Raw genomic sequence first — 26,301 nt, forward strand, 5'->3', positions numbered from 1 at the left:
ATCGTGCATCCGGCTCCGGCCATGGAGCGACAGGGACGCGCCTCGCTGCTGACGGGGCCGCCATGCACAGGGCAGACTGTCGGGTGCTAATCGGCAGTTCGGGGCAGGGGGCACCAATGGACCGTGACAGCGGGCCACGCGTACCGGAACAGCGCGTCCCGGCGCAGCGCGTCCCGGCGCCCGGCGGCGCCGTCGATCTGCGCTTCAGCGTGCTCGGACCGGTACGGGCATGGCAGGGCGGCCAACCCCTGTCGACCGGCTCCCCACAGCAGCGGGCCCTGCTCTGCGCCCTGCTGCTCCGCGAGGGCCGCACGGCCACCGCGACGGAGCTGATCGACGCCATCTGGGAGGACGACCCGCCACCCCAGGCACTCGCCGCGCTGCGCACCTACGCCTCCCGGCTGCGCAAGGCCCTCGGGGCGAACGCGCTGGTCAGCGAGGCCGGCGGCTATGCCATCCGGATCCAGCGGGACGCCGTCGACCTCTTCGAGGCCCGGGAGCTGGCCCTCGACGCCGAGAAGACCCGCGCCGCCGGGGACCTGGCGGGCGCCCGCGCCCTCATCGGCAAGTCCCTCGGCCTCTGGGACGGCGAACCGCTCGCCCATGTCCCCGGCCCCTACGCCGAGAACCACCGCGCCCGGCTGGACGAATGGCGCCTCCAGCTCCTGGAGACCCGTCTCGACCTCGACCTGGAGGCCGGCTGCCACTCCGAGGCCGTCTCCGAACTCACCGCCCTCACCGCCGCCCACCCGCTGCGCGAACGTTTCCGCGAACTCCTCATGGTCGCGCTCTACCGCAGCGGACGGCAGGCCGAGGCGCTCGCCGTCTACGCCGACACCCGCAGACTCCTCGCCGATGAACTCGGCGTCGACCCCTGCCCCGAACTCTCCCAGCTCCAGCAGCGCATCCTCCGCGCCGACGAGGAGCTGAACCGCCCCGGCGGCCGGGAGGCGCCCGCGCCCCGGATCGCCCAGCCCGCCCAGCTCCCCGCCACCGTCCCCGACTTCACCGGCCGCGCCTCCTTCGTCCGCGACCTGGGCACCCAGCTCGCCGCGCCCGACGGGCCCGTGATGGCGGTCTCGGCCCTCGCGGGCATCGGCGGCGTCGGGAAGACCACCCTCGCCGTCCATGTCGCCCACGAGGCCCGCCCGCACTTCCCCGACGGCCAGCTCTACATCGACCTCCAGGGCGCCGGGGCCCGCGCCGCCGAACCCGTCGCCGTCCTCGGCGCCTTCCTCCGCGCCCTGGGCACCTCCGACGCCTCCATGCCCGACACCCTGGAGGAGCGCTCCGCGCTCTACCGCTCCACCCTCGCCGGACGGCGGCTCCTCGTCCTGCTGGACAACGCCCGGGACGCGGCGCAGATCCGGCCGCTGCTGCCGGGCACCGCCGGCTGCGCCGCCCTGGTGACCAGCCGCACCCGGATGGTCGACCTCGCCGGGGCGCAGCTCATCGACCTCGATGTGATGTCCCCCGACGAGGCCCTCCAGCTCTTCACCCGGATCGTCGGCACCGAACGGGTGCGCGCCGAACGTGAGTCGGCCCTCGATGTCGTCGCCGCCTGCGGCTTCCTCCCGCTCGCGATCCGCGTCGCCGCCTCCCGCCTCGCCTCCCGCCGCACCTGGACCGTCTCCGTCCTCGCCGACAAGCTCGCCGACGAACGCCGCCGCCTGGACGAACTCCAGGCCGGTGACGTGGCCGTCAAGGCGACCTTCGAACTCGGCTACGGACAGCTGGAGACCGACCAGGCCCGCGCCTTCCGCCTGGTCGGCCTCGCCGACGGCCCCGATATCTCGCTCGCCGCCGCGGCGGCCCTGCTCGACCTGCCCCCGCACACCACCGAGGACCTGCTCGAAGCCCTGGTGGACACCTCGCTCCTGGAGTCCGCCGCACCCGGCCGCTACCGCTACCACGACCTCGTACGCCTCTACGCGCGTTCCTGCGCCGAGCGCGACGAGCGCCCCGAGGAGGTCGGCGGGGCCCTCTCCCGGCTGCTCGACTTCTATCTGGCCAGCGCCGCGCAGGTGTACGCGATCGAACGGCCCGGCGACACCCTCCCGGACCGGCTGGCCCGTACCGAACAGGCCGGGCTCACCTTCACCGACCGCCAGGAAGCCCTCGACTGGCTCTACAGCGAGGCGCACTGCGTCCTGAACTGCGCCCAGCAGGCGACCTCGGGCCCCGGGCTGCGGCGCGCGGTCGATCTGCTCTGGGCCGCCAAGGACCTCGCCGAGTCCGGGGCCAACTCCAAGCAGTACGAGACCGCCGCGCTCAGCGCCTGCCGGGCGGCCAGGATCGCCGGGGACCTCCACGCCCAGGGCCGTGCCCACACCGTCCTGACCGAGGTGCACCTGGTGGCGGGCCGGTACGAGGAGGCCGAGGAGCACGCCGCGCGGGCGGCCCGGCTGGCCGCGCGGGCGGACGACCCGGCACCGGTCTTCTGGTCCCACAACAACCGGGGCATCATCGCGCTGAACAAGAGCCGGCTGAAGGACGCCGAGCGGTTCTTCGAGGCCGCGATCGAGGGCTCCCGGGCGGAGGGGAACGAGAGCTACGAGGCGAGCGCCCTGTGCAACTACGCCCGGCTCCAGCTCCGCCTCGGCCGGACCGAGCACTCCGTGAACCTGGCCCGGCGCGGGGTGGAGCTGTACCGCCGGCGCGGGGTCACCCTGCGGCTCTCCAACGCGCGGTACGCGCTCGGGGTCGCGCTGACCGAGGCCCGGCGGCTCGGGGAGGCGCTGGAGGAGCTCCAGGACGCCCAGGAGGGGTTCGAGGCCAACCGGCAGCGGCTCTGGGAGGGCACCACCCAGTTCCGGATCGCCCAGGTGCACCTGGCGGCGGGCCGCCCGGCGCGGGCCGCGCAACACGCCGAGCAGGCGCTGGCGATCGGCTGCATCGGCGGTGACCACATCCGGGCGAGCGTCCTGATGACCCTGGGCCAGGCGCTCTCCTCGCTGGGCCAGGCGGGCCGGGCCCGTGCCTGCTGGCAGGAGGCGCTGACGCTGCACGAGGCGTCGGGGGCGGCGGAGGCGGAGACGGTACGGGCCCTGCTGGCGCCCCTCAGCGCCGCCTGACGGCCCTGCGGGGGCGGGGCACCGACGGGGAGACCCCGGGGCGGTACGGGAGGCCATGACGGGCCGCCCTGTGCCGCGCCGGGATCCACCACCGGAAGGGGCGCTCCGGATCCGGCCGGCCCGCACCGGGATCCGCCACCGGAGGAGGCGCTCCGGATCCGGCCGACCGGAATCACACCATCCGCACCGTCGGGCGTGCCAGAGTGGGCGGCTGCGTTCCCCTCGGGGGCCTCCCCGGGTCTTTCTCGGGGCTTTTCCGAGGCCCTCCCGGGGGTTTTCCCAGGGCCCGCACAGGGCCCTCGCAGGGCTTCTCAGGCCTTCTCAGGGCTTTCTGCCAGCCCGTTCATCGAATGTTTATGACGGTTCGGGATGCTCATGCCCATCGATCCGTCGCGTCGGGGGGCAGACGGATCACCAGGGAACCTCACCACACCGGGGGGCAGGTGAGGTTCCCCAGGGCCTTCCGTCCGGCGACCCTCGGGGGAGTCTCCGGGCGGAGGGCCCTGTCCGTTTCACTGTCACATCAGCACCACCCGTACAACAGCACCACTCGCACAACAGCACATCAGCACCATCCGCACATCCATGGGGGACACCATGAACAACACCGAGCAGTTGCACGACCCGACGATCCGTCCGCTGGACAACCACACGCCCATCCGCCCGCCGGTGGGCGGACCGGGCAGCGGCGGCGGACGGCAGGGGAAGCCGAGGACCGGAGGGCTGGGGAAGGACGACAACCACACCCCCGCCCCGCCGCCGGTGAAGGATCCGGACCCGGCGGGACACCCGCTGGAGAGCCCCGTCTCCACCACGGCCGCCACGGCCGGCACCAGCGCCCTGACCCCGGCCACCGCCGGCACCGGCACGGCCGCCGCGGCCGGTGGCGAGACCATCCTCACCACCGACAACCACACCCCGGCCCCGCCCCGGGTCGTCCGGGAGAGCGTGGCCGGACGTCTGGACAACCACACACCCTCGCCGCCGCGCCCCTGAGCCCGCGGGCCGACCATCGGAAAGACCGACCTGCGGAACGGCCGTTCATACGGCCGGCAGGTCCGGACCACACCCTCCGAGCAGCGCCCGATCATCACCCTGCGTAAGGGAACCGGAAACGAAGGACTGAGCGGGACTTCACCCGAAGGTGTACGGCCGTGACCGCGCCCACCGGCGCCGTCACGGCCGTTCGCTGTGGTCCCCGCCGCGCTGTACGGGCGCTCTCACCATGTCACCTCTGCCCCGGAGGACATCTGACGCCCAATCAGCAACACCCCGGGGAGGTTACCGGTCGAACCCGGTCCCTCACAATCAGTTGCGGAAAACCCTCCCGCGACCACTCGACGACGGTGTGTACTTGGCCGGGTCGTTTTCCTGACGAACCCGACTCCCGCCCTCCCCGAGGTCTATTCGATGATCGCGATACCGGATCTGGCCATCGTCGCCGCCGGGGCCCTGGCGGCGACTGCGTTGCTGCTGGGCTGCCCCCTCGCGCTGTCCCGCCGCCGGATCGGGCGACTGCGCGCGGAGACCCAAGGACTCCGCACCCAGCTGGCCGAGGCCCGCGCGGAGGGCGAGCGCGTCGCACGGGCGCACACCGCCGAGATCGTCCAGCTGGCCCATGAGCGCATCCCGGCCGCCGCCACCCGCGCCGCCCACCCCCATGTCCCCGTACCCGGACCGCTCGACCCCGCCATGGCCCACAGCGAGTTCGGCGCCGGGATGCAGGCGGCGCTCCACGGCGTCGCCACCGCGATGTTCCAGGAGCGCAAGCGGGTGGACGCCGCGGCGCGCGCCGGCATGCGCGGCGCCACCCGGGAGATCCAGGCCGGGCTCTACCGCCTCCAGGACGTCCTGCGCGGCCTCCAGCAGCGCTACGACGACCCGGATCTGTCGCAGACCCTCTACTCGCTCGACCACGAGAACGAGCAGTCGCTGCGCCGGGCCCAGGTGGCGGCGGTGGTCTGCGGCGCCTGGGTCGGCCTCGCCCGCCAGGACTCCCACCTGGTCGACGCGGTCACCGGCGGCCAGTCCCGGCTGGTGGGCTATCAGCGGGTGCACATCAGCAACCATCTGGAGCCCGGCACCGCACTGGTCTCGCACGCCGTCGAGCCCGTGGCGATCATCGTCGCCGAGCTGCTCGACAACGCCCTGCGGCACTCCTCGACGGACACCAGCGTCACGGTGAACCTGGAGCGCGCCCACCACGGTGTCACCGTCACCGTGGACGACGCCGGAGTGGGCATGGCCACCGACGAACGCGCCTACGCCCAGCGCATGGTGGCCAGCAGCGAACCCATCCTCCTCTCCGAGCTGGGCGACCCGCCCCGGATGGGGCTGGCCGCGATCGGCCAGCTCACCCGCCAGTTCGACCTCTCCGTCGACCTCTCCTCCCCCTCCCCCTTCGGCGGAGTCCGTGCCGTCCTGCTGATCAGGAACCATCTGCTGAGCCATATCGACCCGGCCGAGCGTCCGCCGTCGGCGAGCGCCCCCCACTCCACCCGTCCGGCGGCCCCCCCGCCCCCGGACCCGTACGCCCCGGTCCTGGGGCAGCCGGTACCGGAACCCCGGACCCTGCCCGCCCCCACCGGACCGCCCCTCTACCCCGGGCCCCCGGACTACCCCGGCGACCGGAGGCCGGAAACCACCCCCCACCGTCCCCCCGACCCAGCCGGAACCACCGCCTCCTACGGGCCACCGCCCCCCGGCACCCCCGGCCCGCACCTTCTGCCGCACCTTCCCCAGGACAGCCCCCCGCCGCCCGGGGCCGTCCCCGTCCCGACCCCGCCGGCGGGCGCCACGGCGCCCGGAGCCGCCCGGTTCCCCACCGTCCCCGACGCCATCACCCATGACCCCGCACCCGGCGACGACACCCTCCCCCGACGGCGCCGCCGGGTGCGCCCCGCCCCGTACACCGCACAGCTCCAGCCGCGGTCCCCCCTCCCCACCCGCACCCCCGATGACGCCGCGGCGGCGCTCGGGGCGCTCCAGGCCGGGACCGCAGCAGCCCGCAATGCCGCCGACCCCGAAGGGAACGACCCCCGATGACCAGCCGCACCTCCCGCGACACCGGTGAAACCGCGTGGGTGCTCGACCCGATCCTGGAAATCCCCCACGTCCGGGCGGCCGTCCTGCTCACCCGGGACGGTCTTGTCTCCGGCTACTCGGACCGGCTCGACCAGGCGTCCGCCGAACGGGTGGCCGCCATCACCAGCACCGTGCAGGGGGCCTGCCGCACCGCCGCCGCCGCCTTCGCCGACCAGAGCAGCGCGGAGGTGCGTCAAGTGGTCGTCGAGTCCGACCACGGCTACATCCTGGTGGCCCCCACCACCCATGGCACCTGTGTGGCCGCCTATGGCGATCCCGAGGTGCGGCTCGATCTCCTCGCCCACCGCGTCCACTCCCAAGTGGCCCGGCTCGGTGAGAAGGCGATGGCAGCCGCGCCCCGCGGAGCCAGTGGCCACACCCCGGCATGACCGGGCGCCGGGGTGGCCGGCCCCTGGTCCCGGCCTATGTGTCCACCGGAGGCAGGACCCGGCCGAGCCGCAACAGCCTGGAACGCCTCTCGGTGCTCACCGGACTGACCACCTGCCCCGACGACCCCGCCCCCGGCGCCGCGGCCTTCCGCGGCGCCGGGCCGCCGCCCTTACCGACCACTCCCCCCGCTCCGGTGGTCACGGTCACCGCGGCCACCGCTCCCCCCGTGGCCGAGGCCCCGGAGAGCGACCAGCACGCCCCGGACGTCCCCTCGGACCTCCCCGCCGCCCAGCGGTCCCTGCTGAGCACGCTGGACGGCGGCTCGCTCACCGTGGTGGAGACGGCGGCCCTGCTCGAACTGCCCGTGTCCGCCGTGCGGGTGCTCGCCGCGCACCTCATCGACCTGGGGCTCGTGAACGCCCGCCCGCCGATCCCGTATGCCGCCCAGCCCGACCCAGATCTGTTGGAGAGAGTCGCCGATGGCCTCCGCGCCCTCAAGCTCTAGCGGCCTGCACCTGCCGGACAGCACCCGCGAGCTGGTGAAGATCCTGATCGCAGGTCCCTTCGGGGTGGGCAAGACCACCCTGATCGACTCCGTCTCGGAGATCCGCCCGCTGCACACCGAGGAACAGCTCTCCGAGGCGTCGGTCGCGGTGGACAGCCTGGCCGGAGTGCGGGACAAGACCACCACCACCGTCGCCATCGACTTCGGCCGGATCTCCCTCACCGGGGGGATCGTGCTCTATCTCTTCGGCACCCCCGGCCAGGAGCGGTTCCGGTCCCTGTGGACGGATATCGCGTACGGGGCACTGGGCGCGCTCGTCCTGGTGGACACCCGCCGCATCGACGACTCGTTCGAGGTGCTGAGCCTGGTGGAGGACTCGGGGCTGCCCTACGCGGTGGCGCTGAACACCTTCCCCGACGCCCGCCGCTACACCGAGGAACAGCTGCGCGCCTCGCTGGACCTGGAGCCCGACACCCCGATGGTGGTCTGCGACGCCCGGGACGCCCATGCCTCCGTGGACGCGCTGATCGCCCTGGTCCAGCATCTGCTGACGCGGATGAGCGGGATGGGCCGCCTTCCCGGGCAGGGCCAGGAGCCGCCGCCGGGGCAACCCCCCGTACCGGCTCCGGGGCACACCGGTCCGCCCCCGGTCCTCCTCGCGCCGGGGCAGCTCGTCCCGCCCCCGCCGGGGCAGCCGCCCGTACCGCCACCACCGGTACCGCCGTACCCCGCCCCGTACTCGGCTCCGCACGCCGGGCCGTACTCCGCTCCGCACCCCGGGCCGTATCCACCCCCGTCGCCGCCCCCGTACGGCACCGGCACCGGCCCGTACCCGGATCCCCGCATCGGCCCCTACCCGGGAGTTTGGTACTGGTGAACACCCCCCGCACCGAGGCCCCTGAGCAGACCCAGGGCCATCCCGCTCCCATCCGGCTGTGGGAGGACGGTTTCGCCGCCGACCCGCACCGCTACTACGAACTGCTGCGCGCCCAGGGCCCGATCGGCTGGGCCGAACTGGCGCCGGGCATCCCCGCGTACATCGTGGTCGACCGGCGCGCCGCCCTCGATCTCCTGCACGACTCCGAGACCTGGTCCCATGACCCGCGCGGCTGGGAGGCGACCGTCACCGAGGACTCCCCCATCCTCGGCATGATGCGCTGGCGGCCCAACACCCTCTTCGCGGACGGGGAGACCCATGTGCGCTACCGGCGCACCCTGGTCGACGCGTTCAGCCGGATCGAACCCCATGATCTGCGCGAACGGGTGCACCGCGCGGTGGACATCCTGATCTCCCGCTTCGGCCCCCGGGGCAGCGCCGATCTGGTCACCGAGTTCTGCCGCCCGCTGATGGGGCTGATCTTCAACAACCTCTTCGGGCTGCCGGACAGCGAGAGCGACCGGCTCACCGACTCCATGGCGCAGATCGTGGAGATCGCGGAGAGTTCGGCGCAGGCCGAGGCGGAGTACGGGGCCTATGTCCTGGAGCTGATCGCCACCAAGATGGCCCGCCGGGGCAACGACCTCACCAGCTGGCTGCTGGACCATCCCCTGGGGCTGACCCCCGAGGAGGTGACCTGGCAGGTCTTCTACACCCTGGGCGCGGGCCATGAGCCCACCGCCAATCTGGTCTCCAACGCGCTCTCCCGGATCCTCGGGAACCCGGCGTACTACACCACCCTCACCAGCGGCTCCCGGCCCGTCCTCGACGCCGTGGTCGAGGTGTTGCGGTACGAGACCCCGCTGGCCAACTACGGGATCCACTACGCCCGTCAGCCCACCGGACTGCACGGGGTGTGGATCCATACCGCCGTCCCCGTGGTCATCTCGTACGGGGCGCTCGCCTACTTCGCCGAGAAGGAGTCCCAGGGCGCCCACCAGCCCGGCGACGCCTCCCATCTCTCCTGGTCGGCGGGGCCGCACACCTGCCCCGTGAAGCAGCACACGCTGCTGATCGCGACCGAGGCGATCGAGCGGCTGACCCAGTGGCTGCCCGACCTTTCCCCGGTGATTCCGAGGAATCGGCTGACATGGCGGCCCGGTCCGTTCCATCGTTCACTGACTGAGTTCCCCGTGCGCTTCACACCCCGTACACCCGATCAGTCAGGAGACCGAGGATGAGCGAGTCCATACCCGTCGTCGCCATCGATCCGTACGGCGCGGACATACCGGACGAGTGGGCGCGGCTGCGCGCCCAGGGGCCCGTGGTCCCAATAGAGCTGCCCGGCGGCATACCCGCCTGGGCGCCGACCCGCTTCAGCAGCCTGAGAACGCTGATCCTGGACCCCAGAGTCAGCAAGGACCCCAGACAGCACTGGTCCCGCTACACCGAGGTGGAGAAACACCCCGCATGGAGCTGGATCATGAGCTGGCTCGGTGTGGTGAACATGCTCACCGCCTACGGGACCGACCACAGCCGGCTGCGCAAGCTGGTCGCGCCGAGCTTCACCGCACGGCGCACGGAGGCGATGCGGCCCCGGGTGGAGAAGATCACCGGGGAGTTGCTCTCCTCGATGGAGGAGTCGGCCGCGGCCTCCGGCGGTGTCGTGGATCTGCGCACCGGTCTGGCGCAGCCGCTGCCCATGCGGGTTATCTGCGAACTCTTCGGTGTGCCGGACGATTTGCGGCCCGGTCTGGTGCGGCTGATAGCCGCGATCATGGACACCACGAACCCCAGCCCGGAGCACGCCGCCTCGGTGCAGGAGCAGATCGGCACGGTGCTGCCCGCGCTGGTCGCCCACAAGCTGGCGCACCCGGGCGACGACATGACCACCGAGCTGATCCGGGTCCGGGACGAGGACGGCGACCGGCTCGGTGACGAGGAGCTGCTGCACACCCTGCTGCTGGTGATAGGGGCGGGGTTCGAGACGACGGTCAATCTGATCGGCAACGCGGTGGTGACCCTGCTGGACCACCCGGAGCAGCTGGCGGCGGTACGGGCCGGGGAGATCACCTGGGATGCGGTGATCGAGGAGGTGCTGCGGGTGCATCCGTCGATCGCGAGTCTGCCGCTGCGGTTCGCGGCGGAGGAGATCACCGTCGAGGGCGTCACGATACCGGCGGGCGAGGCCATACTGACGACCTACGGTGCGGCGGGGCAGGATCCGGCGCGGTACGGGGCGGACGCCGGGGAGTTCGACGCGGCGCGCGGGGTGGACGAGCATCTGTCCTTCGGGGTCGGGGTGCATCGCTGCATCGGTGCCCCGCTGGCGCGGATGGAGGCGCGGACGGCGCTGCCCGCGCTCTTCGCGCGCTATCCGGAGCTGTCGCTGGCGGTGGACCGGTCGGCGCTGCGGCAGGTGCCGTCGTTCATCGCGCAGGGGTGGCAGGAGATCCCGCTGCGGCTGGTGCCGTGACCCGTGGTCAGTGTCCGGCGCGGGCGCGCAGCTCGGTCTTGAGGACCTTGCCGCCGGCGTTGCGCGGCAGCGCGGGGACGAAGGAGACCTCCCGGGGGACCTTGTAGTTGGCCATCTCCCGGCGGGCCCAGGCGATCAGGCCGTCGGCGGTGAGGGTGGCGCCCCGGCGGCGTACCGCGTAGGCCCGGCCGACCTCGCCGAGGCGGGGGTCGGGGATGCCGATCACGGCGACATCGGCGATATCGGGGTGGCGGCCGAGCAGCCGCTCGATCTCGGCGGGGTAGGCGTTGAAGCCGCCGACGACATACATGTCCTTGACCCGGTCGGTGACGGTGAGACGGCCGGCCGGGTCGAGGACGCCGATGTCGCCGGTGTGGAGCCAGCCGTCGGCGTCGACGGCGGCGGCGGTGGCCTCGGGGTCCTCGAAGTAGCCGCACATCAACTGGGGTCCGCGGACCAGGATCTCGCCGGGGCCGCGCACGCCGGGGGCCGTGTCCTGTGCTTGGGGGGTGCCGGGCGGGGCGAGGATCCTGATCCGGGTGCCGGGGACGGCCCGGCCGCTGGTGGCGGCGACAGTCCCGGGCGGGTCGTCCCGGCGGCACATGGTGACGAGCCCGCCCGCCTCGGAGAGTCCGTACGCGGTGAGCACGGTGGCGACGCCGATTTCGCCCCGGAGCCGTTCCACCAGGGCGAGCGGGACGACCGCGGCGCCGGTGACCACCAGCCGCAGGGTGGTGAGGTCGTGCCGGTCCCGGGCGGGGTGGTCCAGGAGCGCCTGGTGGAGGGTGGGCGGCCCGGGGAGGACGGTGACCCGCTCGGCGGCGATCCGGGCGAGGACGGTCCCCGCGTCGAAGACGGGCTGGGGGATCATCGTGGCGCCCCGGGTGAGACAGGCGATGATCCCCGCCTTGTAGCCGAAGGTGTGGAAGAAGGGGTTGACGATCAGATAGCGGTCGTCGGTACGGAGCCCCGCGAGCGCGCTCCAGAGGTCGTAGGAGCGCAGGGTCCGGGCGTGGGTGAGGACGGCGCCCTTGGGACGGCCGGTGGTGCCGGAGGTGTAGAGGATGTCGGAGGGGTCGTCGGGGCGGACGGTGTCGGCGCGGGTGCGGACCTCCGCGCCGGTGACGGCCGTGCCCTCGGCGAGGAACCGCCGCCAGGTGCGGTAGCGGGGGTCGTCGGGGGCGGTGTCGGCGAGGACCACGATCCGCCGCAGATCCGGCAGTGCGGCGGTGTGGGCGCGGAGCGCCGCGACATAGGAGGTGCCGAGGAAGGTGCCGGTGACGAAGAGGAGCCCGGCCCGGCTGCGGGCGAGGACATCGGCGGCCTCGGGGCCCTTGAAGCGGGTGTTGAGGGGGACGAGGACGGCGCCCGCGGTGACCGCGCCGAGTGCGGCGACGATCCAGTCGGCGGTGTTGGGGGCCCAGATCGCGACCCGGTCGCCGCGCCGGACACCGGCGGCGATACAGCCGGCGGCGGCGCGTTCGACACGGGTGCCGAGGTCGGCGTAGGTGAGGGGGGTGTCCCCGGCGCCGGTGCCGGTCCCGGTGACGGCGGTGCGGTCGGGGTAGCGGGCGGCGGAGTCGCGGACCAGCCGGCCGATGGTGCCCCAGCGGAGGTCGCCGCGGGGGTCCTCGCCGTCGGGGTCGTCCCCGTGGATCTCGGCCTCCGGGTCGTCCCGCCGACGGGGGTCCTCGGGGTCGCGCAGTCCCGCCATGGCCGCCTCTCCCGTACACCCGGCACACTTTGCTGACTAACCGTCAGATTACCGCTAGCCTGACGCACTGTCAGCAGTTCGGGGCGGACGGCGGAGGTGCCCGTGGCCGGTCTCAAGGACGCGACGGCGATAGCCGGGATAGGCCAGACCCCGTTCGCCCGGCGGCTGCCCGAGTCCGAGAAGACCCTCGCCTGCCGGGCGATCGTGGCCGCCCTGGACGACGCGGGCATCGACGCCTCCGAGGTGGACGCCTTCGCCTCGTACACCATGGAGACCACCGACGAGGTCGAGGTGGCCAAGGCGGTCGGCGCGGGCGATGTCACCTTCTTCTCCAAGGTCGGCTACGGCGGCGGGGGTTCCTGCGCCACCGTCGCCCATCTGGCGGCGGCCATCGCGACCGGGCAGGCGAGCGTGGGCGTCGCCTGGCGCTCCCGCAAGCGCGGCAGCGGGCCGAGGCCCTGGATGGACACCACCGCGCAACTGGCCACCCCGGCGCAGTGGACCCGGCCGTTCGGGCTGCTGCGGCCCGCCGACGAGATCGGGATGCTGGCCCGTCGGTACATGCACGCGTACGGGGCCACCCGCGACCACTTCTTCCAGGTGGCGCTGGCCTGCCGCAACCGCGCCAACCAGAATCCGGCGGCGGTGATGTACGACCGGCCGCTGACCCGTGAGATGTATATGACCTCGCGGTGGATCAGCGAGCCCCTCTGCCTCTTCGACAACTGTCTGGAGACGGACGGGGCGCTGGCCTGTGTGGTGGTCTCCGCCGAGCGCGCCCGGGACTGCCGGCACCGGCCCGTCCTGGTCCACGCGGTCGCGCAGGGGCTGCCCGCGCAGCACCACGGCATGGTCAACTACTGGAACGACGACCCGCTCGCCGGTCCCGCCTGGACGGCCGCCCGGCAGCTGTGGAAACACGCGGACCTCGGTCCCCAGGATGTGGATGTCGCCCAGATCTACGACGCCTTCACCCCGCTGATCCCGCTGTCGCTGGAGGGATACGGCTTCTGCGGGCGCGGCGAGGGGGCGGCCTTCACCGAGGGCGGGGCGCTGGAGATCGGCGGCCGGCTGCCGCTGAACACCTCGGGCGGCGGGCTCAGCGAGGCGTACGTCCATGGCTTCAACCTGATCACCGAGGGGGTGCGGCAGCTGCGCGGCCACTCCACGGCGCAGGTGCCGGGGGCGGCGGTCTGCCTGGTGACGGCGGGCGAGGGGGTCCCGACATCGGCGCTCCTGCTGAGGAACTGACCTCCTGAGGAGCTGAGAGGAGCGGATATGACTTCGCCGCTGCTGGATCCCGTGCCGGACGACGACGGGGCGCCGTTCTGGGCGTACGCGGCCCGGGGCGAGCTGCGGGTGCAGATCTGCGCGGAGTGCGCCGAGCCGAGGTTCCCGCCCCGGCCGTGCTGCCCGCACTGCCGGTCCTTCGGGAGCGGGTGGCGGCGGATGAGCGGCCGGGGGCGGATCTGGTCCTTCGTGGTGCCGCACCCCCCGCTGCTGCCGGGGTACGCGGAGGCCGCCCCGTACAACGCGGTCCTGGTGGAGCTGGTGGACGCGCCCCGGATCCGGCTGGTGGGCAATGTGGTCGCCGCGCCGGACGCCCCGCTGGACTCCGTCGACCCGGCGCGGCTGCGGATCGGGGCGGGGGTACGGGCCGTCTTCGCCCCGCCCGCGCCGGGCGCGGTGCCGCTGCCGCGCTGGCTGCTGGAGCGGGCGTGACGGTCCGGGTGGAGACGGCGGCGGACGGGGTCGCCACGGTCACCCTGGACCGCCCGGAGCGGCTGAACGCGGTCGACCTGGAGACGGCCGGCCGCCTCGCCCGGATCTGGCGCGGCTTCCGCGACGACGGGTCGGTCCGTGCGGTGGTGCTGACCGGGGCGGGGGTACGGGCCTTCTGCACCGGGATCGACCGCGCCGTCGAGGTGGCGCAGCCCGCGTCCCCGTACTCGCTGGACGATCCGCTGCTGACCATCGGCCCCAAGGCGAACGACCTGTGGAAGCCGGTGGTGGCGGCGGTGGAGGGGATGGCGTGCGGCGGCGCGTTCTATCTGCTGGGCGAGTGCGAGTTCGTGGTGGCCTCGCGGGAGGCCACCTTCTTCGACCCGCATACGTCGTACGGGATGGTCAGCGCGTACGAGGCGGCGTATCTGGCGCAGCTCCTCCCCTACGGCGAGGCGGCCCGGGTCGCCCTGATGGGCACCGCGGAGCGCCTCTCGGCCGTCCGCGCCCATACCCTCGGCCTGGTCACCGAGGTCACCGCCCCGGGCGCCGCGCTCGCCGCCGCCCGCACCGCCGCCGCGACCCTGGCCTCCTACCCCTCCGCCGCCCTCCAGGGCACCGTCCGCGCCCTCTGGTCCACCCGCGCCCCCGCCCTCGCGGCGGCCTCGGCACTGGCCCCGCATCTGATCGCCCTGGGCAATCTGCCCCCGGAGGCCCAGGCGACCCTGTTCGCCTCCCGGAAGCAGGGGTACGAGCTGCGCTGACCCACCAGGGGCCCGGGGCCCCTGGACCCGCGCGGGAGCCTCGACGGGGTCGGTACGGTGGGCCTCCCGTTCTCCCCGCGTGTGCGGGGGTGGTCCCTCAAAGAACTCCTGGCTCAGAAACCGCGCCGCGTCGTCTCCGCGCCTGCGGAGTGGGCCCCCGGGGCCGGCGGGGTCGCCGGGCCCGGGGGAAGGGGTCAGCGGCGGGCCGTGGCCGTGCCCTTGGTGGCGTCGAGGGCGTAGACGCAGCGGTCCTTGCTGCATGCGTAGACGACGCCGCCGCGGACCACCGGGGAGCCGGTGATCTCGCCGCCGGTGGCGAGCTTCCAGCGGAGCTGGCCCCCGGAGGCGTCCAGGGTGTAGAGGACATGGTCCGCGGAGCCGAAGTGGAGGCGGCCGTCGGCGACGACGGGGGCGCCCATGACCTCGCCGCCCGCGGCGAACCGCCACATCGGGGTGCCGGTGACCGCGTCCAGGGTGTAAAGCGCGCTGCCGCTGCCCACATGGACGTTTCCGCCGGTCACCAGGGGCGGCTCGATCGACTGGCGGGACTCCGTCGCGATGCGCCAGCGGTCCTTGCCGGTGGCCGCGTCCAGCGCGTACACCGTACCGAGGTAGTCCGCGAGATAGACCCCGCCGCCGGTGACCGCCGGGCCGGGGGCGAAGGCGGGCGCGGAGAGGAAGACCGCGGGCGCCTCGAAGTGCCAGCGGACCATCCCGCTGGCGATGTCGACCGCGAGGACCCGCGTACCGGCGGCGATATAGGCGTTGCCGTCCGGCGCCGCGCACACCCGTACCGGCACACCCCCGCAGGAGGCCGCGTCGCCGACCGGGTAGGACCAGCGTTCCCGCCCCGTCCGCGCCTCCAGCGCCCGCAGCCGGGCCTCCTTCCAGACGAAGACGGTGTCACCGTGGAGCACCGGCCCCGACTCGGGCGTCTCGAAGTCGGTCTGCGCGCCGGTCAGTTCCCACAGCTTCTCGCCGTTGGACGCCTCCCAGCCCTGGACCCCGCCGCCCCGGGTGCCGGTGACGACGGTGCCCCGGCGGGCCGTGAGCGAGTAGACCCAGGCATCCGCCTGGAGCCGCCAGCGCTCATGCCCGGCGGTCGCGTCGAGGGCGTAGACGGTGGGGCCGTCGGAGGCATGGATCACGCCGCCGTCGACCGCCATCGTCCAGGCCACGTCCTTGGTCTTGAACTGGCGCCGCCCGGTGGCCGTGTCCAGCGCGTGGACCTCGAAGGAGGTGATGTACAGCAGATCACCGGCGACCACCGGGGTGCCCCAGACATCGTTCGACATCCGGAAGCGCCACGGCCGCCAGTGCGCGGGGACCTCGGGCGGTGACGCGGGCGGCGGCACCGGCGGCCGGACGGGGACCGGCGGCGCGGGCGCGATGCCCGGCCCGCCCAGCGGGGGCCGGATCCAGCCGGTCGCCGGGCCCGCCTCGGCGCTCCGGGACCGGGCCGGGTCGGCGGCGCGCGGCCCCGGCCCGATCGGCACCTGCACCCCGGGCAGGACCACCGAGGCGCCGGGCCCGGCGGCCAGCGGCGCCGGAGCCGGGTGGGCGTACGGCAGCGGCGCGGGCGGCACCGGCGACAGCGCCGACGCGGGCGGCACATGCGCGCCCAGCGGCGCCCCGGTCCTGGGATCGGTACCGCCCCAGTCGCCCGGACGTCCGGGTGGCGACGACGGCATCGGCGGCACATCCGGGTGACCGGGGCGCCGTCTCGACGGCGCGGGCAGCGCGGGCGCCGGCGGGAGCGCCGGGGCCACGGGGGCCACCGTCCGGCCACCGCCCCGCCGCGCCTCGATCATCGCGGTCGCCCGCCCCGGCAGCCAGGCCGACGCCGACCCGCTGTCGTCCCCCGCCGCGAAGAGATGCGGCGCGAGCTGCGACTGAAGGTCCTCCGGCGAGGGCCGCCGCGTCTTGTCCTGCTGCATACAGGACTCGATCAGCGGGCGCAGCTCCTCCGGGAGCCCGGTGAGGTCCGGTCCCTCCCGCAGCAGCATGAAGACGGTCTCGACCGGGTTGGCCCCGTGGAAGGGCGCATGCCCGGTCGCCGCGAAGACCAGGGTCGAGCCGAGCGAGAAGACATCGCTCGCCCCGGTCACGCTCCGTGAGTCCCGGGCCTGTTCGGGCGACATGTACGCGGGGGTCCCCACGGCGACGTTGGTCATCGTCAGCCGGGTGTTGGAGACCCCGGAGGCGATACCGAAGTCGATGACGCGCGGCCCGTCCTCGACCACCAGCACATTCGACGGCTTGAGGTCGCGGTGGACCAGCCCGGCGCCATGGATGGACTGGAGGGCCTCGGCGATCCCCGCCGCGAGCCAGCGCACGGCCTGGCCGGGCAGCGGCCCGCACTCGTTCACTATCTCCTCGAGAGAGGGCGCGGGGACATACGCGGTCGCCAGCCAGGGCACCGCCGCCCGGGGGTCGGCGTCCACCACGGCGGCGGTGTAGAAACCGCTGACCGCGCGGGCGGCCTCCACCTCTCTGGTGAAGCGGACACGGAACAGCTGGTCCTCGGCGAGCTCGGTGCGTACGGTCTTGATCGCCACCCGGCGGCCGGACGCCGAGCGGGCGAGATAGACCAGCCCCATGCCACCGGCTCCGAGCCGGCCCAGCACCTCGAACGGACCGATCCGTCTCGGATCGTGCTGCGTCAGCTGCTCCATACCTGCCTGCCACCTCCCCGTATGGGCCCCTGTTCACGTCACCGGCGGTCTCAGCGACCCCCGGTGGCGGTACCCACCCTGATTGTTCCTGTCCGGGGCCGTGGTTGCGAACCCGGGGGCGGATCGGCGTGTGTCCTCCTTGTAGGAGCACGGGACACGACCCGGACCGGTTCCCTCATCCCGGCTTCAACCTGCACAGATACCTCTTTCGGGCGCATGATCCGCACCGTTGCGGGCATCCCGGGGCCGGGTCGGGGGCGCGCGGCCGAGGGCCCGTCCGCCGGGAGGCGCACTCCGGGGCGCGTGTGGGGCGCACCCCATTTGCAGTCGGCCGAATCGCGCGCCGATCACCCCTCGGTAAGCTGACGGCATGACCGGACAAGTACGCACTGTCGACGGCCGGGTGGCCGGTCGACGTGGCCAGGCGACGCGGCAGAAGCTGCTCGACTGCCTCAGCGAGATGCTCAGCTCGTCGCCGTACCGGGACGTCAAAGTCATCGACGTGGCGCGGAAGGCGGGCACGTCCCCCGCGACGTTCTATCAGTATTTCCCGGATGTCGAGGGCGCGGTCCTCGAAATCGCCGAGGAAATGGCCAAAGAGGGCGCATCCCTCACCGCGCTGGTCTCCGGACGGAGCTGGGCGGGGAAGGCCGCGTGGACCAGCTCGGAGGAGCTGGTCGAGGGCTTCCTCGACTTCTGGCGCCGCCATGACGCGATCCTGCGGGTCGTGGATCTGGGGGCCGCCGAGGGAGACAAGCGGTTCTACAAGATCCGTATGAAGATCCTCAATTCGGTGACCAACTCCCTCACGGAGGCGGTGAAGGAGCTTCAGGCCAAGGGCCGGGTCGACAAGGACGTGAATCCCGCCGCGGTGGCCGGGGCGCTGGTCGCCATGCTGGCGGCGGTGGCCTCGCACCAGAAGGGCTTCACCACCTGGGGTGTGAAGCAGGCCGAGCTGCGGCCGAATCTCGCGCTCCTGGTCCATCTGGGCATCACGGGCCGCAAGCCGACGAAGTAGCGGGGACCCGCCGCACCCGAGCGCCGCGGGTCCCGCGCCTTACCGAAGCCGTAGTACTCAGCCCTCCGTACCCGGCTTGACGCCCCAGATGTAGATCTGGTCGTCGATGTCCAGCAGATCCCACAGCTCCTCCGCGTCCGTCAGACGCAGATTCACGCACCCCGCCGAGCCCCCGCCGTCGTAGAGATCGTCGTAGCGGCCGTGCAGGGCCTGTCCGCCGTCGAAGAACTGGGCGTACGGCATGGGCGCGTCGTCGTAGATCGTGGAGACATGGTCGCGGCTGCGCCAGTAGATGGAGTGCCAGCCCAGCCGGGTCTCCTGGGAGTCCCGCCCGGTGCGGATCGGTACGGGGCCGAGGAGCACCTCGCTGTTCCGCTGCACCCACAGCAGCTGCCGGTCGAGGTCCACACAGGTGACCCGGTGACCGCGGACCGGGCAGTCGCCCGCCGCGTTGGGGTTGGCCCGGGCCCTGGCCGCGATCATCCAGCGGTAGGTGGCGAGGCGGGCGTAGCCGTCGGCCGGATCGATCCCCTCGGCCTGCTGGAATCCCCGGATGGCCACACAGTCCGCCGTCGACTGGACGCCGTCGACGGGCCGCCCCAGATACTCCTCCAGGGGGCGCTGGTACGGGCCGGTGCGGGCCGTACAGGGCGCTGAAGGGTCGGCTCCGGTCGCCCCGGCCGCCGGATGCGCCGCCGGTACGAGGGCCAGGGCCGCGCCCAGGGCGAGGGCCGCCGTTGCCGCCCGCCGGATGGATATCGGACCGGTCCGTCCCGCTCCGCCGATTCGAACTCGCACTCGGAACTCCGTTCCCGTACGTCCGGTCGCCGGGCCGGTGCCGGCCCGCTCCCGTTCCCGTACGCCGTTGTTCCCCCCACCCCAGAGGTATCAGCGGTACCCGCCGCCCGCCCTGGGCATTGGGCCGAAGAGGTGAGGACAGAGGAGAGGACGCGGGGGCCGTGGGGCCCCCGCGTCCTCGGGGTGTTCCGGCTGTTCCCTGAGGTCAGCCGGGGTGTTCAGCGCTGTTCAGCGGTAGGTCGGCAGATCGGTGACCGGCCGGTCAGGGCTTGGCCGGGCCTCCCTTGCCGGGCTTACCGGGCTTACCGGGCTTGCCCGGCTCACCGCGCTTGTTGGCGAGGTCGACGGAGATGCCCTCCGCCGCGTTCTCCTCGGTGAGGACCAGCGGCCCGGTGACGGGGTTGTCCGGGAGGACATACCCCTCGGGAACGGCGGTCTCCAGCAGGTAGTACTCGCCCAGCGCCAGCTGGTCGAACTCGCAGACGCCCTGGTCGTCCGTGGCGCAGCCGTCACCGACCGGGGTGTCGGACGGGGTGCCGCCCGAGCCCGAGGTCTGGAGACCCGGGATCCCATTGGTCTCCCGCCACAGCTCGAACACCGCGCCGGCCAGGTCACGGCCGTTCTTGGCGTCGGTCTTGTGGAGGGTGATGCGGCTCTTCACCTCGGGGGTCGGGGTGTTCTCGGCGGTGACCGTGACACCCCGCGAGGCGTTCTCGTCGGTCAGGACGAGGGGGCCGAAGACCGGGTCGGCCGGCAGGTCGTACCCGGGCGGCGCCTGGGTCTCCTGCCAGTAGTAGGTACCGGTCTCCACGGTGCGGGAGCAGCGGCCGTCGGCACCGGTGGTGCAGGGGGTGCCCACGGTGGTGTCCGGGTTGATGCCGACGGTCTGGAGACCGGCGATGCCGTTGGTCTCCTCCCACAGCTGGAACACCGCGCCCGCGAGGGTGGCGCCCGTACCGGCGTCCGTCTTCACGACGGTCACATCGCCGGTGACGGGGGCGGTCGGCTCGTTCTCCGCCGTCACGGTCACGCCCTGCTGGGCGTTCTCGTTGGTGAGGACGAGCGGTCCGAAGACGGGGTTCGCCGGAAGGTCGTAACCATCCGGGGCGTCCGTCTCCCGCCAGTAGTACGTACCCACCGGCACCGTCCGCGTGCAACGACCATCGGCACCGGTGGTGCAGGGACCGTTCAGCTGCGTGTCGGGGTTGGCACCGTCGACCTGGAGACCGGGAACACCATTGGTCTCCTCCCACAGCTGGAACACCGCACCGGCGAGCGGGTCACCCGTACCGGCGTCCTCCTTGACGACCGTGACAGCACCGGTGACCGGGGCGGTCGGGGTGTTGTCGGCGGTCACGGTCACGCCCTGCTGGGCGTTCTCGTTCGTCAGGACGAGCGGACCGAAGACGGGGTTCGCCGGAAGGTCATAACCATCCGGGGCGTCCGTCTCCCGCCAGTAGTACGTACCCACCGGCACCGTCCGCGTGCAACGACCGTCCGCACCGGTGGTGCAGGGACCGTTCAGCTGCGTGTCGGGGTTGGCACCGTCGACCTGGAGACCGGGAACACCATTGGTCTCCTCCCACAGCTGGAACACCGCACCGGCGAGCGGGTCACCCGTTCCGGCGTCCTCCTTCACCACGGTCACGTTCCCGGTGGCGGGGGCGGTCGGCGTGTTCTCCGCCGTCACCGTCACTCCGGTGGGAGCGTTCTGCGCGGTGAGGACGAGCGGTCCGAAGACGGGGTTGGCCGGAAGCTGGTAGCCATCCGGGGCGGCCGTCTCGCGCCAGTAGTACGTACCCACCGGAACGGTCCTGGTGCAGCGACCGTCGGCGGGCGTGGTGCAGGGACCGTTGAGGAGGGTGTCCGGGTCCGCGCCCGAGGTCTGGAGACCGGCGATGCCGTTGGTCTCCTCCCACAGCTGGAACACCGCGCCGGCGAGCGGGTCGCCCGTACCGGCGTCCTCCTTGACGACCGTGACAGCACCGGTGACCACGGCGGTCGGAGCGTTCTCCGCCGTCACGGTCACACCCTGGGATGCGTTCTCGCTGGTCAGGATCAGCGGTCCGAAGACCGGGTTGGCCGGCAGGTCGTAACCCGCCGGGGCGGCCGTCTCCCGCCAGTAGTACGCGCCCACCGGAACGGTGCGCGTGCACCGGCCGTCGGCACCCGTGGTGCAGGGGCCGTTCAGCTGGGTGTCGATGTCGAGCCCGGTGGCCTGGAGACCGGGAACGCCGTTGGTCTCCTGCCAGAACTCGAAGACCGCGCCCGCGAGCGGGTCATTCGTGGTCGCGTCCACCTTGACCACCGTGACAGCACCGGTGACCGGGGCCGTGGCGGTGTTCTCGGCGGTGACGGTGACGCCCTGCGGAGCGTTCTGCGCGGTGAGGACGAGCGGTCCGAAGACCGGGTCCGCCGGCAGGTCGTAACCGTCCGGGGCGGCCGTCTCGCGCCAGTAGTACGTACCCACCGCGACGGTCCGCGTGCAACGGCCGTCGGCACCGGTGGTGCACGGACCGTTCAGCAGGGTGTCGGGGTCGGCACCGGAGGTCTGGAGACCGGCGATGCCGTTGGTCTCCTCCCAGAACTGGAAGACAGCGCCCGCGAGCGGATCACCCGTGGTCGCGTCCTCCTTGACGACGGTGACACTGCCCATGACCGGAGCCGTGGGAGCGTCCTGCGCCGTCACCGTCACACCGGTACCGGCGTTCTCCTCGGTGAGGACGAGCGGTCCGAAGACCGGGTCCGCCGGGAGGTCGTAGCCGGGCGGTGCGGCGGTCTCCCGCCAGTAGTACGTCCCCACGCCGACCGTCCGGGTGCAGCGGCCGTCGGCACCGGTGGTGCAGGGACCGTTCACCTGGGTGTCGGGGTTGGCGCCGCCGGTCTGGAGACCGGGCAGACCGTTGGTCTCCTCCCACAGCTCGAAGGTCGCGCCGGCCAGCGGCTCATCGGTGGTGGCGTCCGTCTTCACGACGGTCACGGCACCGGTGACGGGGGCGGTCGGCGTGTTGTCCGCCGTCACCGTCACACCGTCGGCGGCGTTCTCCGCGGTCAGCCGCAGCGGTCCGAAGACCGGGTCGGCCGGGAGGTCGTAGCCGGGCGGTGCGGCGGTCTCCCGCCAGTAGTACGTACCGGCCGGGACGGTCCGGGTGCACTCACCGTTGGCGGTGGTGGTGCAGGCGCCGGGGAGCAGGGTGTCGGGGTTGGCGCCACCGGTCTGGAGACCGGGTTCGCCGTTGCTCTCCTCCCAGAGCTGGAAGACGGCGCCCGCCAGCGGCGCGCTGGTACCGGCGTCCTGCTTCACCACCGTGACATCCCCGGTGACCGGGGCGGTCGGGGTGTTGGGGGCCGTGACCGACACACCCTGCGAGACATTCTCGGCGGTGAGGACGAGCGGTCCGAAGACCGGGTTCGCCGGAAGGTCGTGACCCGCCGGGGCCTCCGTCTCGCGCCAGTAGTACGTACCCACCGGAACGGTCCGGGTGCAGCGGCCGGTGCCGCCCGTGGTGCAGTCCCCGTTCAGCTGGGTGTCGGGGTTGGCACCATCGGTCTGGAGACCGGGTACACCGTTGGTCTCCTCCCAGAACTCGAAGACCGCGCCCGCCAGCGGATCACCCGTGACGGCATCGGTCTTGATGACCGTCACATCGCCGGTCTCCGGGGCGGTCGGCGTGTCGGCCGCCGTCACGGTGACGCCCTGTGCGGCGTTCTCATTGGTCAGGACGAGCGGACCGAAGACCGGGTTCGCCGGAAGGTCGTACCCCGGAGGGGCCTCGTCCTCGAACCAGTAGTACGTCCCCACCGGAACGGTCCGGGAGCACTCGCCGTCGGCACCGGTGGTGCAGGTGCCGGGCAGCATGGTGTCGGGGTTGGCGCCACCGGTCTGGAGACCGGGCACACCGTTGGTCTCCTCCCACAGCTCGAACACCGCACCCGCCAGCAGCGCACCGGTACCGGCGTCCGTCTTCACGACGGTCACCTCGCCCGTGACCGGGACGGTGGCGGTGTTCTGGGCGGTGATGGTGACACCGTCGGCGGCGTTCTCCGCGGTGAGGACGAGCGGTCCGAAGACCGGGTCCGCCGGGAGGTCGTAGCCGGGCGGTGCGGCGGTCTCCCGCCAGTAGTACGAGCCCACCGGGACCGTACGGGTGCACTCGCCGTCGGCGCCCGTGGTGCAGGGGCCGTTCAGCTGGGTGTCGGGGCTGAGTCCCGTGGTCTGGAGACCGGGGATCCCGTTGGTCTCCTCCCACAGCTCGAAGGTCGCGCCCGCGAGCGGACCACCGGTACCGGCGTCCTCCTTGACGACGGTGACCTCGCCGGTGACGGGGGCGGTCGGGGTGTTCTCCGCCGTCACCGTGACACCGTCGGCGGCGTTCGCGTTGGTCAGGACGAGCGGACCGAAGACCGGGTTCCCGGGCAGGTCGTAACCGGTCGGGGCGTCGGTCTCGCGCCAGTAGTACGTCCCCACCGGGACGGTACGGGTGCACTGGCCGTTGACCCCGGTGGTGCAGGGGCCGCCGAGCAGGGTGTCGGGGTCGGCACCGGAGGTCTGGAGACCGGCGACGCCGTTGGTCTCCTCCCACAGCTGGAAGACGGCGCCCGCGAGCGGGTCGCCCGTGGTCGCGTCCTGCTTGACCACCGTGACATTGCCGGTGACCGGCGCGGTCTCGGTGTTCGGCGCGGTGACGCTGACACCGTCGGCGGCGTTCTCCTCGGTCAGCTGGAGCGGACCGAAGACCGGGTTCGCCGGGAGGTCGTAACCCGCCGGGGCCGCGGTCTCGCGCCAGTAGTACGCGCCGATGGCGACCGTCTGCGAGCACTCACCGTTGACCCCGGTGGTGCAGGGGCCGTTGATCTGGGTGTCGGGGTCGGTGCCGGAGGTCTGGAGACCGGCGATGCCGTTGGTCTCCTCCCACAGCTCGAACACCGCGCCCGCCAGCAGCGCACCGGTGCTGGCGTCCGTCTTCACGACGGTCACCTCGCCGGTGACCGGGGCGGTCTGGATGTTCGGCGCGGTGACGCTGACACCGTCGTCGGCGTTCTCCGCGGTCAGGACCAGCGGGCCGAAGACGGGGTTGACCGGGAGGTCGTACCCGGGCGGTGCGGCGGTCTCCTGCCAGTAGTACGTACCGATCGCGACGGTACGGGTGCAGGTGCCGTCGGCGCCGGTCGTGCACGGGCCGCCGAGCGGGGTGTCGGGGTCGGCTCCGGTGGTCTGGAGACCGGGCACGCCGTTGGTCTCCTCCCACAGCTGGAAGGTGGCACCGGCCAGCGGGGTGTCGGTCGCCGCGTCCGTCTTCACGACCGAGACGGCGCCGGTGACCGGCGCGGTGGGCGCGTTCTCGGCGGTGATCCCGATGCCGAGCGGCGCGTTCTCCGGGGTGAGGACCAGCGGTCCGAAGACCGGGTCCGCCGGAAGGTCGTACCCCGGCGGTGCGCTGGTCTCGCGCCAGTAGTAGGTACCGACCTCCACCATCCGCGCGCACTCACCGGCCGCGTTGGTCGTACAGGGGCCGTTGACCTGGGTGTCCGGGGTGGCTCCGGTGGTCTGGAGACCGGGCACACCGTTGGTCTCCTCCCACAGTTCGAAGACCGCGCCCGGCAGCAGCGCACCGGTGGTGGCATCCGTCTTCTCGACGAAGATCTCACCGATCACCGGGGTGGGGCTGTTGTCGGCGATCACCGTGATCCCGTCGGGCACATTGCCCGGACCGAGCACGATCGGGCCGAAGACCGGGTTCACCGGTAGGTCGTACCCGGGTGGTGGGGTCACTTCCCGCCAGTAGTACGTACCCAGCATGACCGTACGGGAGCAGATGCCGTCGGCTCCGGTGGTGCAGGTGCCGGGCTCCAGGGTGTCGGGGTCGGCTCCGGTGGTCTGGAGACCGGGCACACCATTGGTCTCCTCCCAGAACTCGAAGACGGCGCCCGCCAGCGGGTCCTGGCTCTCCGCGTCCCGCTTCAGCACCCGGACCGGGGCGGTCGGGACGACCACCGCACAGTCCGGCAGGTCGCCGAGGAAGGGGTACGCGTGGAACTCCTGGCCGCCGCCACCGCCCGAGACGCTGGTGTGGGTGATGGAGCCGGTGGAGAAGACCCGGCCGTTCACGCCCGGAAGCGTGACGGTGGTCATCGAGGTCGGGTTGCCGACCAGGACACTGCCCTGGAACTGACCGGTGCCGACCAGCCGCACGGTGTCGGCGTCGGGGAAGTTCCACAGCAGCCGGGGCCGCAGCTGGTTCAGCGGGTCGTTCTCGTCGAAGCTGCCGCTGAAGGTGTTGATCTGCGGGTTGGCGCCGAGCATGTTGACCAGCACCGTGGCGCCCGCGGGGATGTTCGCGAAGCGGATGCCCTGCTGGCCGCCGGTGTTGGCGTTGGCCAGGTTGAAGCTGACATTGAAGACCTGGAGAGCGGAGGTTCCGTCGCCGGTGAGGACCGTCTCGAAGTTGTTGTTGACGGCGGTGCCGGTGGCGGGCCGGGGGCCCATCTCGTTCCGCGCGTAACACTGGCTGGAGGTGGTCAGCTGGTCCCGCAGGGCCGTGTAGGGGGCGGCGGCGTTGGGGTCCTGGACCGTGGTGCCCTCGACATTGCCGGAGAGGGCGCCCGCATGGCGGACCACCCCGCCCTCGACGAGCAGGGACTCACCGGCGGCGATGGTGACACTGCCGCCGGTGGTGAGCCAGTCCGAGCCGAGCGGTGGGGGCACCCGCGAGCCGACGCCGACCTCACCGAGGTTGTAGATGGCGCTGCCGCCCGCGACCTTGTCCTGGTCGTAGTTGCCGAGGACGACGACCTTGCCCTCGGCTTCGGCCGCCCGCTCGCGGACAAGGAAGTTGCCGCCCGCGAAGACATTGATGTTCGCGTCCCGGCCCGCGATGGGGCCGTTGTTGATGCCTGGGTACGGGTCGGGGCAGTCACCGGGGATGCAGGGGCCGAGTCCTCCCGGCAGCGGCGCCGCGGCTCGTACCTCCGCGGTGGTGACCTTCTCCGCGCCCGGCGCGGCGCCGGCCGTCGGCAAGCCCGGCCCGAAGGCCAGTGCGGGCGCGGTCGCGGCCAGGACGGCACACGCCATCCATGACCGTTGTCGCAACCGCGCGACGAATGCTCTCATGCGTCGAGTTCTCCTGTGAGGTCTGTCGGGGCCATCGTTTGACAGTCGTTTGACAGGCTCGACAGCAGAAGATAAAGGGCGTAGCCGACACTC

General features: G+C 72.7%; 15 protein-coding genes and 1 pseudogene. 12 read left to right on the top strand and 4 right to left on the bottom strand.

Annotated elements, in window-relative coordinates; genetic code table 11:
* Positions 1 to 116: 116 nt before the first annotated feature.
* The 8 genes and pseudogenes from afsR to ABT354_RS11875 all read left to right on the top strand — a co-directional run bounded on the left by afsR (position 117) and on the right by ABT354_RS11875 (position 10,406).
* The gene (gene afsR / locus ABT354_RS11840) at positions 117 to 3,074 is read left to right on the top strand and encodes an SARP-family global regulator AfsR (RefSeq protein ID WP_351492230.1); all 2,958 of its coding nucleotides are present in this window, start codon (positions 117 to 119) and stop codon (positions 3,072 to 3,074) included.
* A gap of 585 nt (positions 3,075 to 3,659) precedes the next feature.
* The gene (locus ABT354_RS11845; RefSeq protein ID WP_351492231.1) at positions 3,660 to 4,070 is read left to right on the top strand and encodes a hypothetical protein; all 411 of its coding nucleotides are present in this window, start codon (positions 3,660 to 3,662) and stop codon (positions 4,068 to 4,070) included.
* Between the two features lie 414 nt (positions 4,071 to 4,484).
* The gene (locus ABT354_RS11850) at positions 4,485 to 6,119 is read left to right on the top strand and encodes an ATP-binding protein (RefSeq protein ID WP_351492233.1); all 1,635 of its coding nucleotides are present in this window, start codon (positions 4,485 to 4,487) and stop codon (positions 6,117 to 6,119) included.
* Positions 6,116 to 6,547: a roadblock/LC7 domain-containing protein gene (locus ABT354_RS11855; protein WP_351492235.1), complete on the top strand. Its 432-nt coding sequence runs from the start codon at positions 6,116 to 6,118 to the stop codon at positions 6,545 to 6,547. The genes ABT354_RS11850 and ABT354_RS11855 overlap by 4 nt, the downstream gene beginning before the upstream one ends.
* The gene (locus ABT354_RS38045; protein WP_502983391.1) at positions 6,544 to 7,053 is read left to right on the top strand and encodes a DUF742 domain-containing protein; all 510 of its coding nucleotides are present in this window, start codon (positions 6,544 to 6,546) and stop codon (positions 7,051 to 7,053) included. Before ABT354_RS11855 ends, ABT354_RS38045 begins: the two co-directional genes overlap by 4 nt.
* Positions 7,028 to 7,609, top strand: a pseudogene (locus ABT354_RS11865) (GTP-binding protein); the annotation flags it as partial. The gene ABT354_RS38045 and the pseudogene ABT354_RS11865, both read left to right, overlap by 26 nt.
* A 317-nt stretch (positions 7,610 to 7,926) precedes the next feature.
* On the top strand, positions 7,927 to 9,171 hold the full coding sequence (locus tag ABT354_RS11870; RefSeq protein ID WP_502983392.1) for a cytochrome P450 family protein: 1,245 nt from the start codon (positions 7,927 to 7,929) through the stop codon (positions 9,169 to 9,171).
* On the top strand, positions 9,168 to 10,406 hold the full coding sequence (locus ABT354_RS11875) for a cytochrome P450 family protein (protein ID WP_351492239.1): 1,239 nt from the start codon (positions 9,168 to 9,170) through the stop codon (positions 10,404 to 10,406). Before ABT354_RS11870 ends, ABT354_RS11875 begins: the two co-directional genes overlap by 4 nt.
* 7 nt (positions 10,407 to 10,413) lie before the next feature.
* On the opposite strand, the gene ABT354_RS11880 is transcribed toward ABT354_RS11875, so the two are convergent.
* Complete coding sequence (locus ABT354_RS11880) at positions 10,414 to 12,120, bottom strand: FadD3 family acyl-CoA ligase (RefSeq protein WP_351492242.1); 1,707 nt, start codon at positions 12,118 to 12,120, stop codon at positions 10,414 to 10,416.
* A gap of 102 nt (positions 12,121 to 12,222) precedes the next feature.
* Between ABT354_RS11880 and ABT354_RS11885 the strand changes: the two genes are divergently transcribed.
* Genes ABT354_RS11885 through ABT354_RS11895 form a run of 3 tightly spaced genes read left to right on the top strand, consistent with a single transcriptional unit; the run spans position 12,223 to position 14,606 of the window.
* Positions 12,223 to 13,371, top strand: a complete 1,149-nt coding sequence (locus ABT354_RS11885) for a lipid-transfer protein (protein WP_351492244.1) — start codon at positions 12,223 to 12,225, stop codon at positions 13,369 to 13,371.
* 27 nt (positions 13,372 to 13,398) lie between these two features.
* A complete protein-coding gene (locus ABT354_RS11890; RefSeq protein ID WP_351492246.1) occupies positions 13,399 to 13,842 on the top strand; it encodes a Zn-ribbon domain-containing OB-fold protein in 444 nt (147 codons plus the stop codon).
* Positions 13,839 to 14,606, top strand: a complete 768-nt coding sequence (locus tag ABT354_RS11895; RefSeq protein WP_351492248.1) for an enoyl-CoA hydratase/isomerase family protein — start codon at positions 13,839 to 13,841, stop codon at positions 14,604 to 14,606. The genes ABT354_RS11890 and ABT354_RS11895 overlap by 4 nt, the downstream gene beginning before the upstream one ends.
* 194 nt (positions 14,607 to 14,800) lie before the next feature.
* Here ABT354_RS11895 and afsK read toward each other — a convergent pair whose 3' ends face one another.
* Positions 14,801 to 17,281 (bottom strand): protein serine/threonine kinase AfsK, encoded by a 2,481-nt coding sequence (gene afsK, locus ABT354_RS11900; RefSeq protein ID WP_351492250.1) that lies wholly within the window; start codon positions 17,279 to 17,281, stop codon positions 14,801 to 14,803.
* Between the two features lie 370 nt (positions 17,282 to 17,651).
* On the opposite strand from afsK, the gene ABT354_RS11905 reads away from it, so the two are divergent.
* The gene (locus ABT354_RS11905) at positions 17,652 to 18,299 is read left to right on the top strand and encodes a TetR family transcriptional regulator (protein WP_351492252.1); all 648 of its coding nucleotides are present in this window, start codon (positions 17,652 to 17,654) and stop codon (positions 18,297 to 18,299) included.
* Between the two features lie 57 nt (positions 18,300 to 18,356).
* Here the strand turns inward: ABT354_RS11905 and ABT354_RS11910 are convergent, their stop codons facing one another.
* Together ABT354_RS11910 and ABT354_RS11915 are read right to left on the bottom strand one after the other, a co-directional pair.
* A complete protein-coding gene (locus ABT354_RS11910) occupies positions 18,357 to 19,097 on the bottom strand; it encodes a L,D-transpeptidase (RefSeq protein ID WP_502983393.1) in 741 nt (246 codons plus the stop codon).
* A gap of 262 nt (positions 19,098 to 19,359) precedes the next feature.
* Positions 19,360 to 26,208 (bottom strand): SpaA isopeptide-forming pilin-related protein, encoded by a 6,849-nt coding sequence (locus ABT354_RS11915; protein WP_351492254.1) that lies wholly within the window; start codon positions 26,206 to 26,208, stop codon positions 19,360 to 19,362.
* Between the last annotated feature and the right edge of the window lie 93 nt (positions 26,209 to 26,301).

The sequence above is a fragment of the Streptomyces sp. NPDC000594 genome (assembly GCF_040299965.1).
GTDB lineage: Bacteria > Actinomycetota > Actinomycetes > Streptomycetales > Streptomycetaceae > Streptomyces.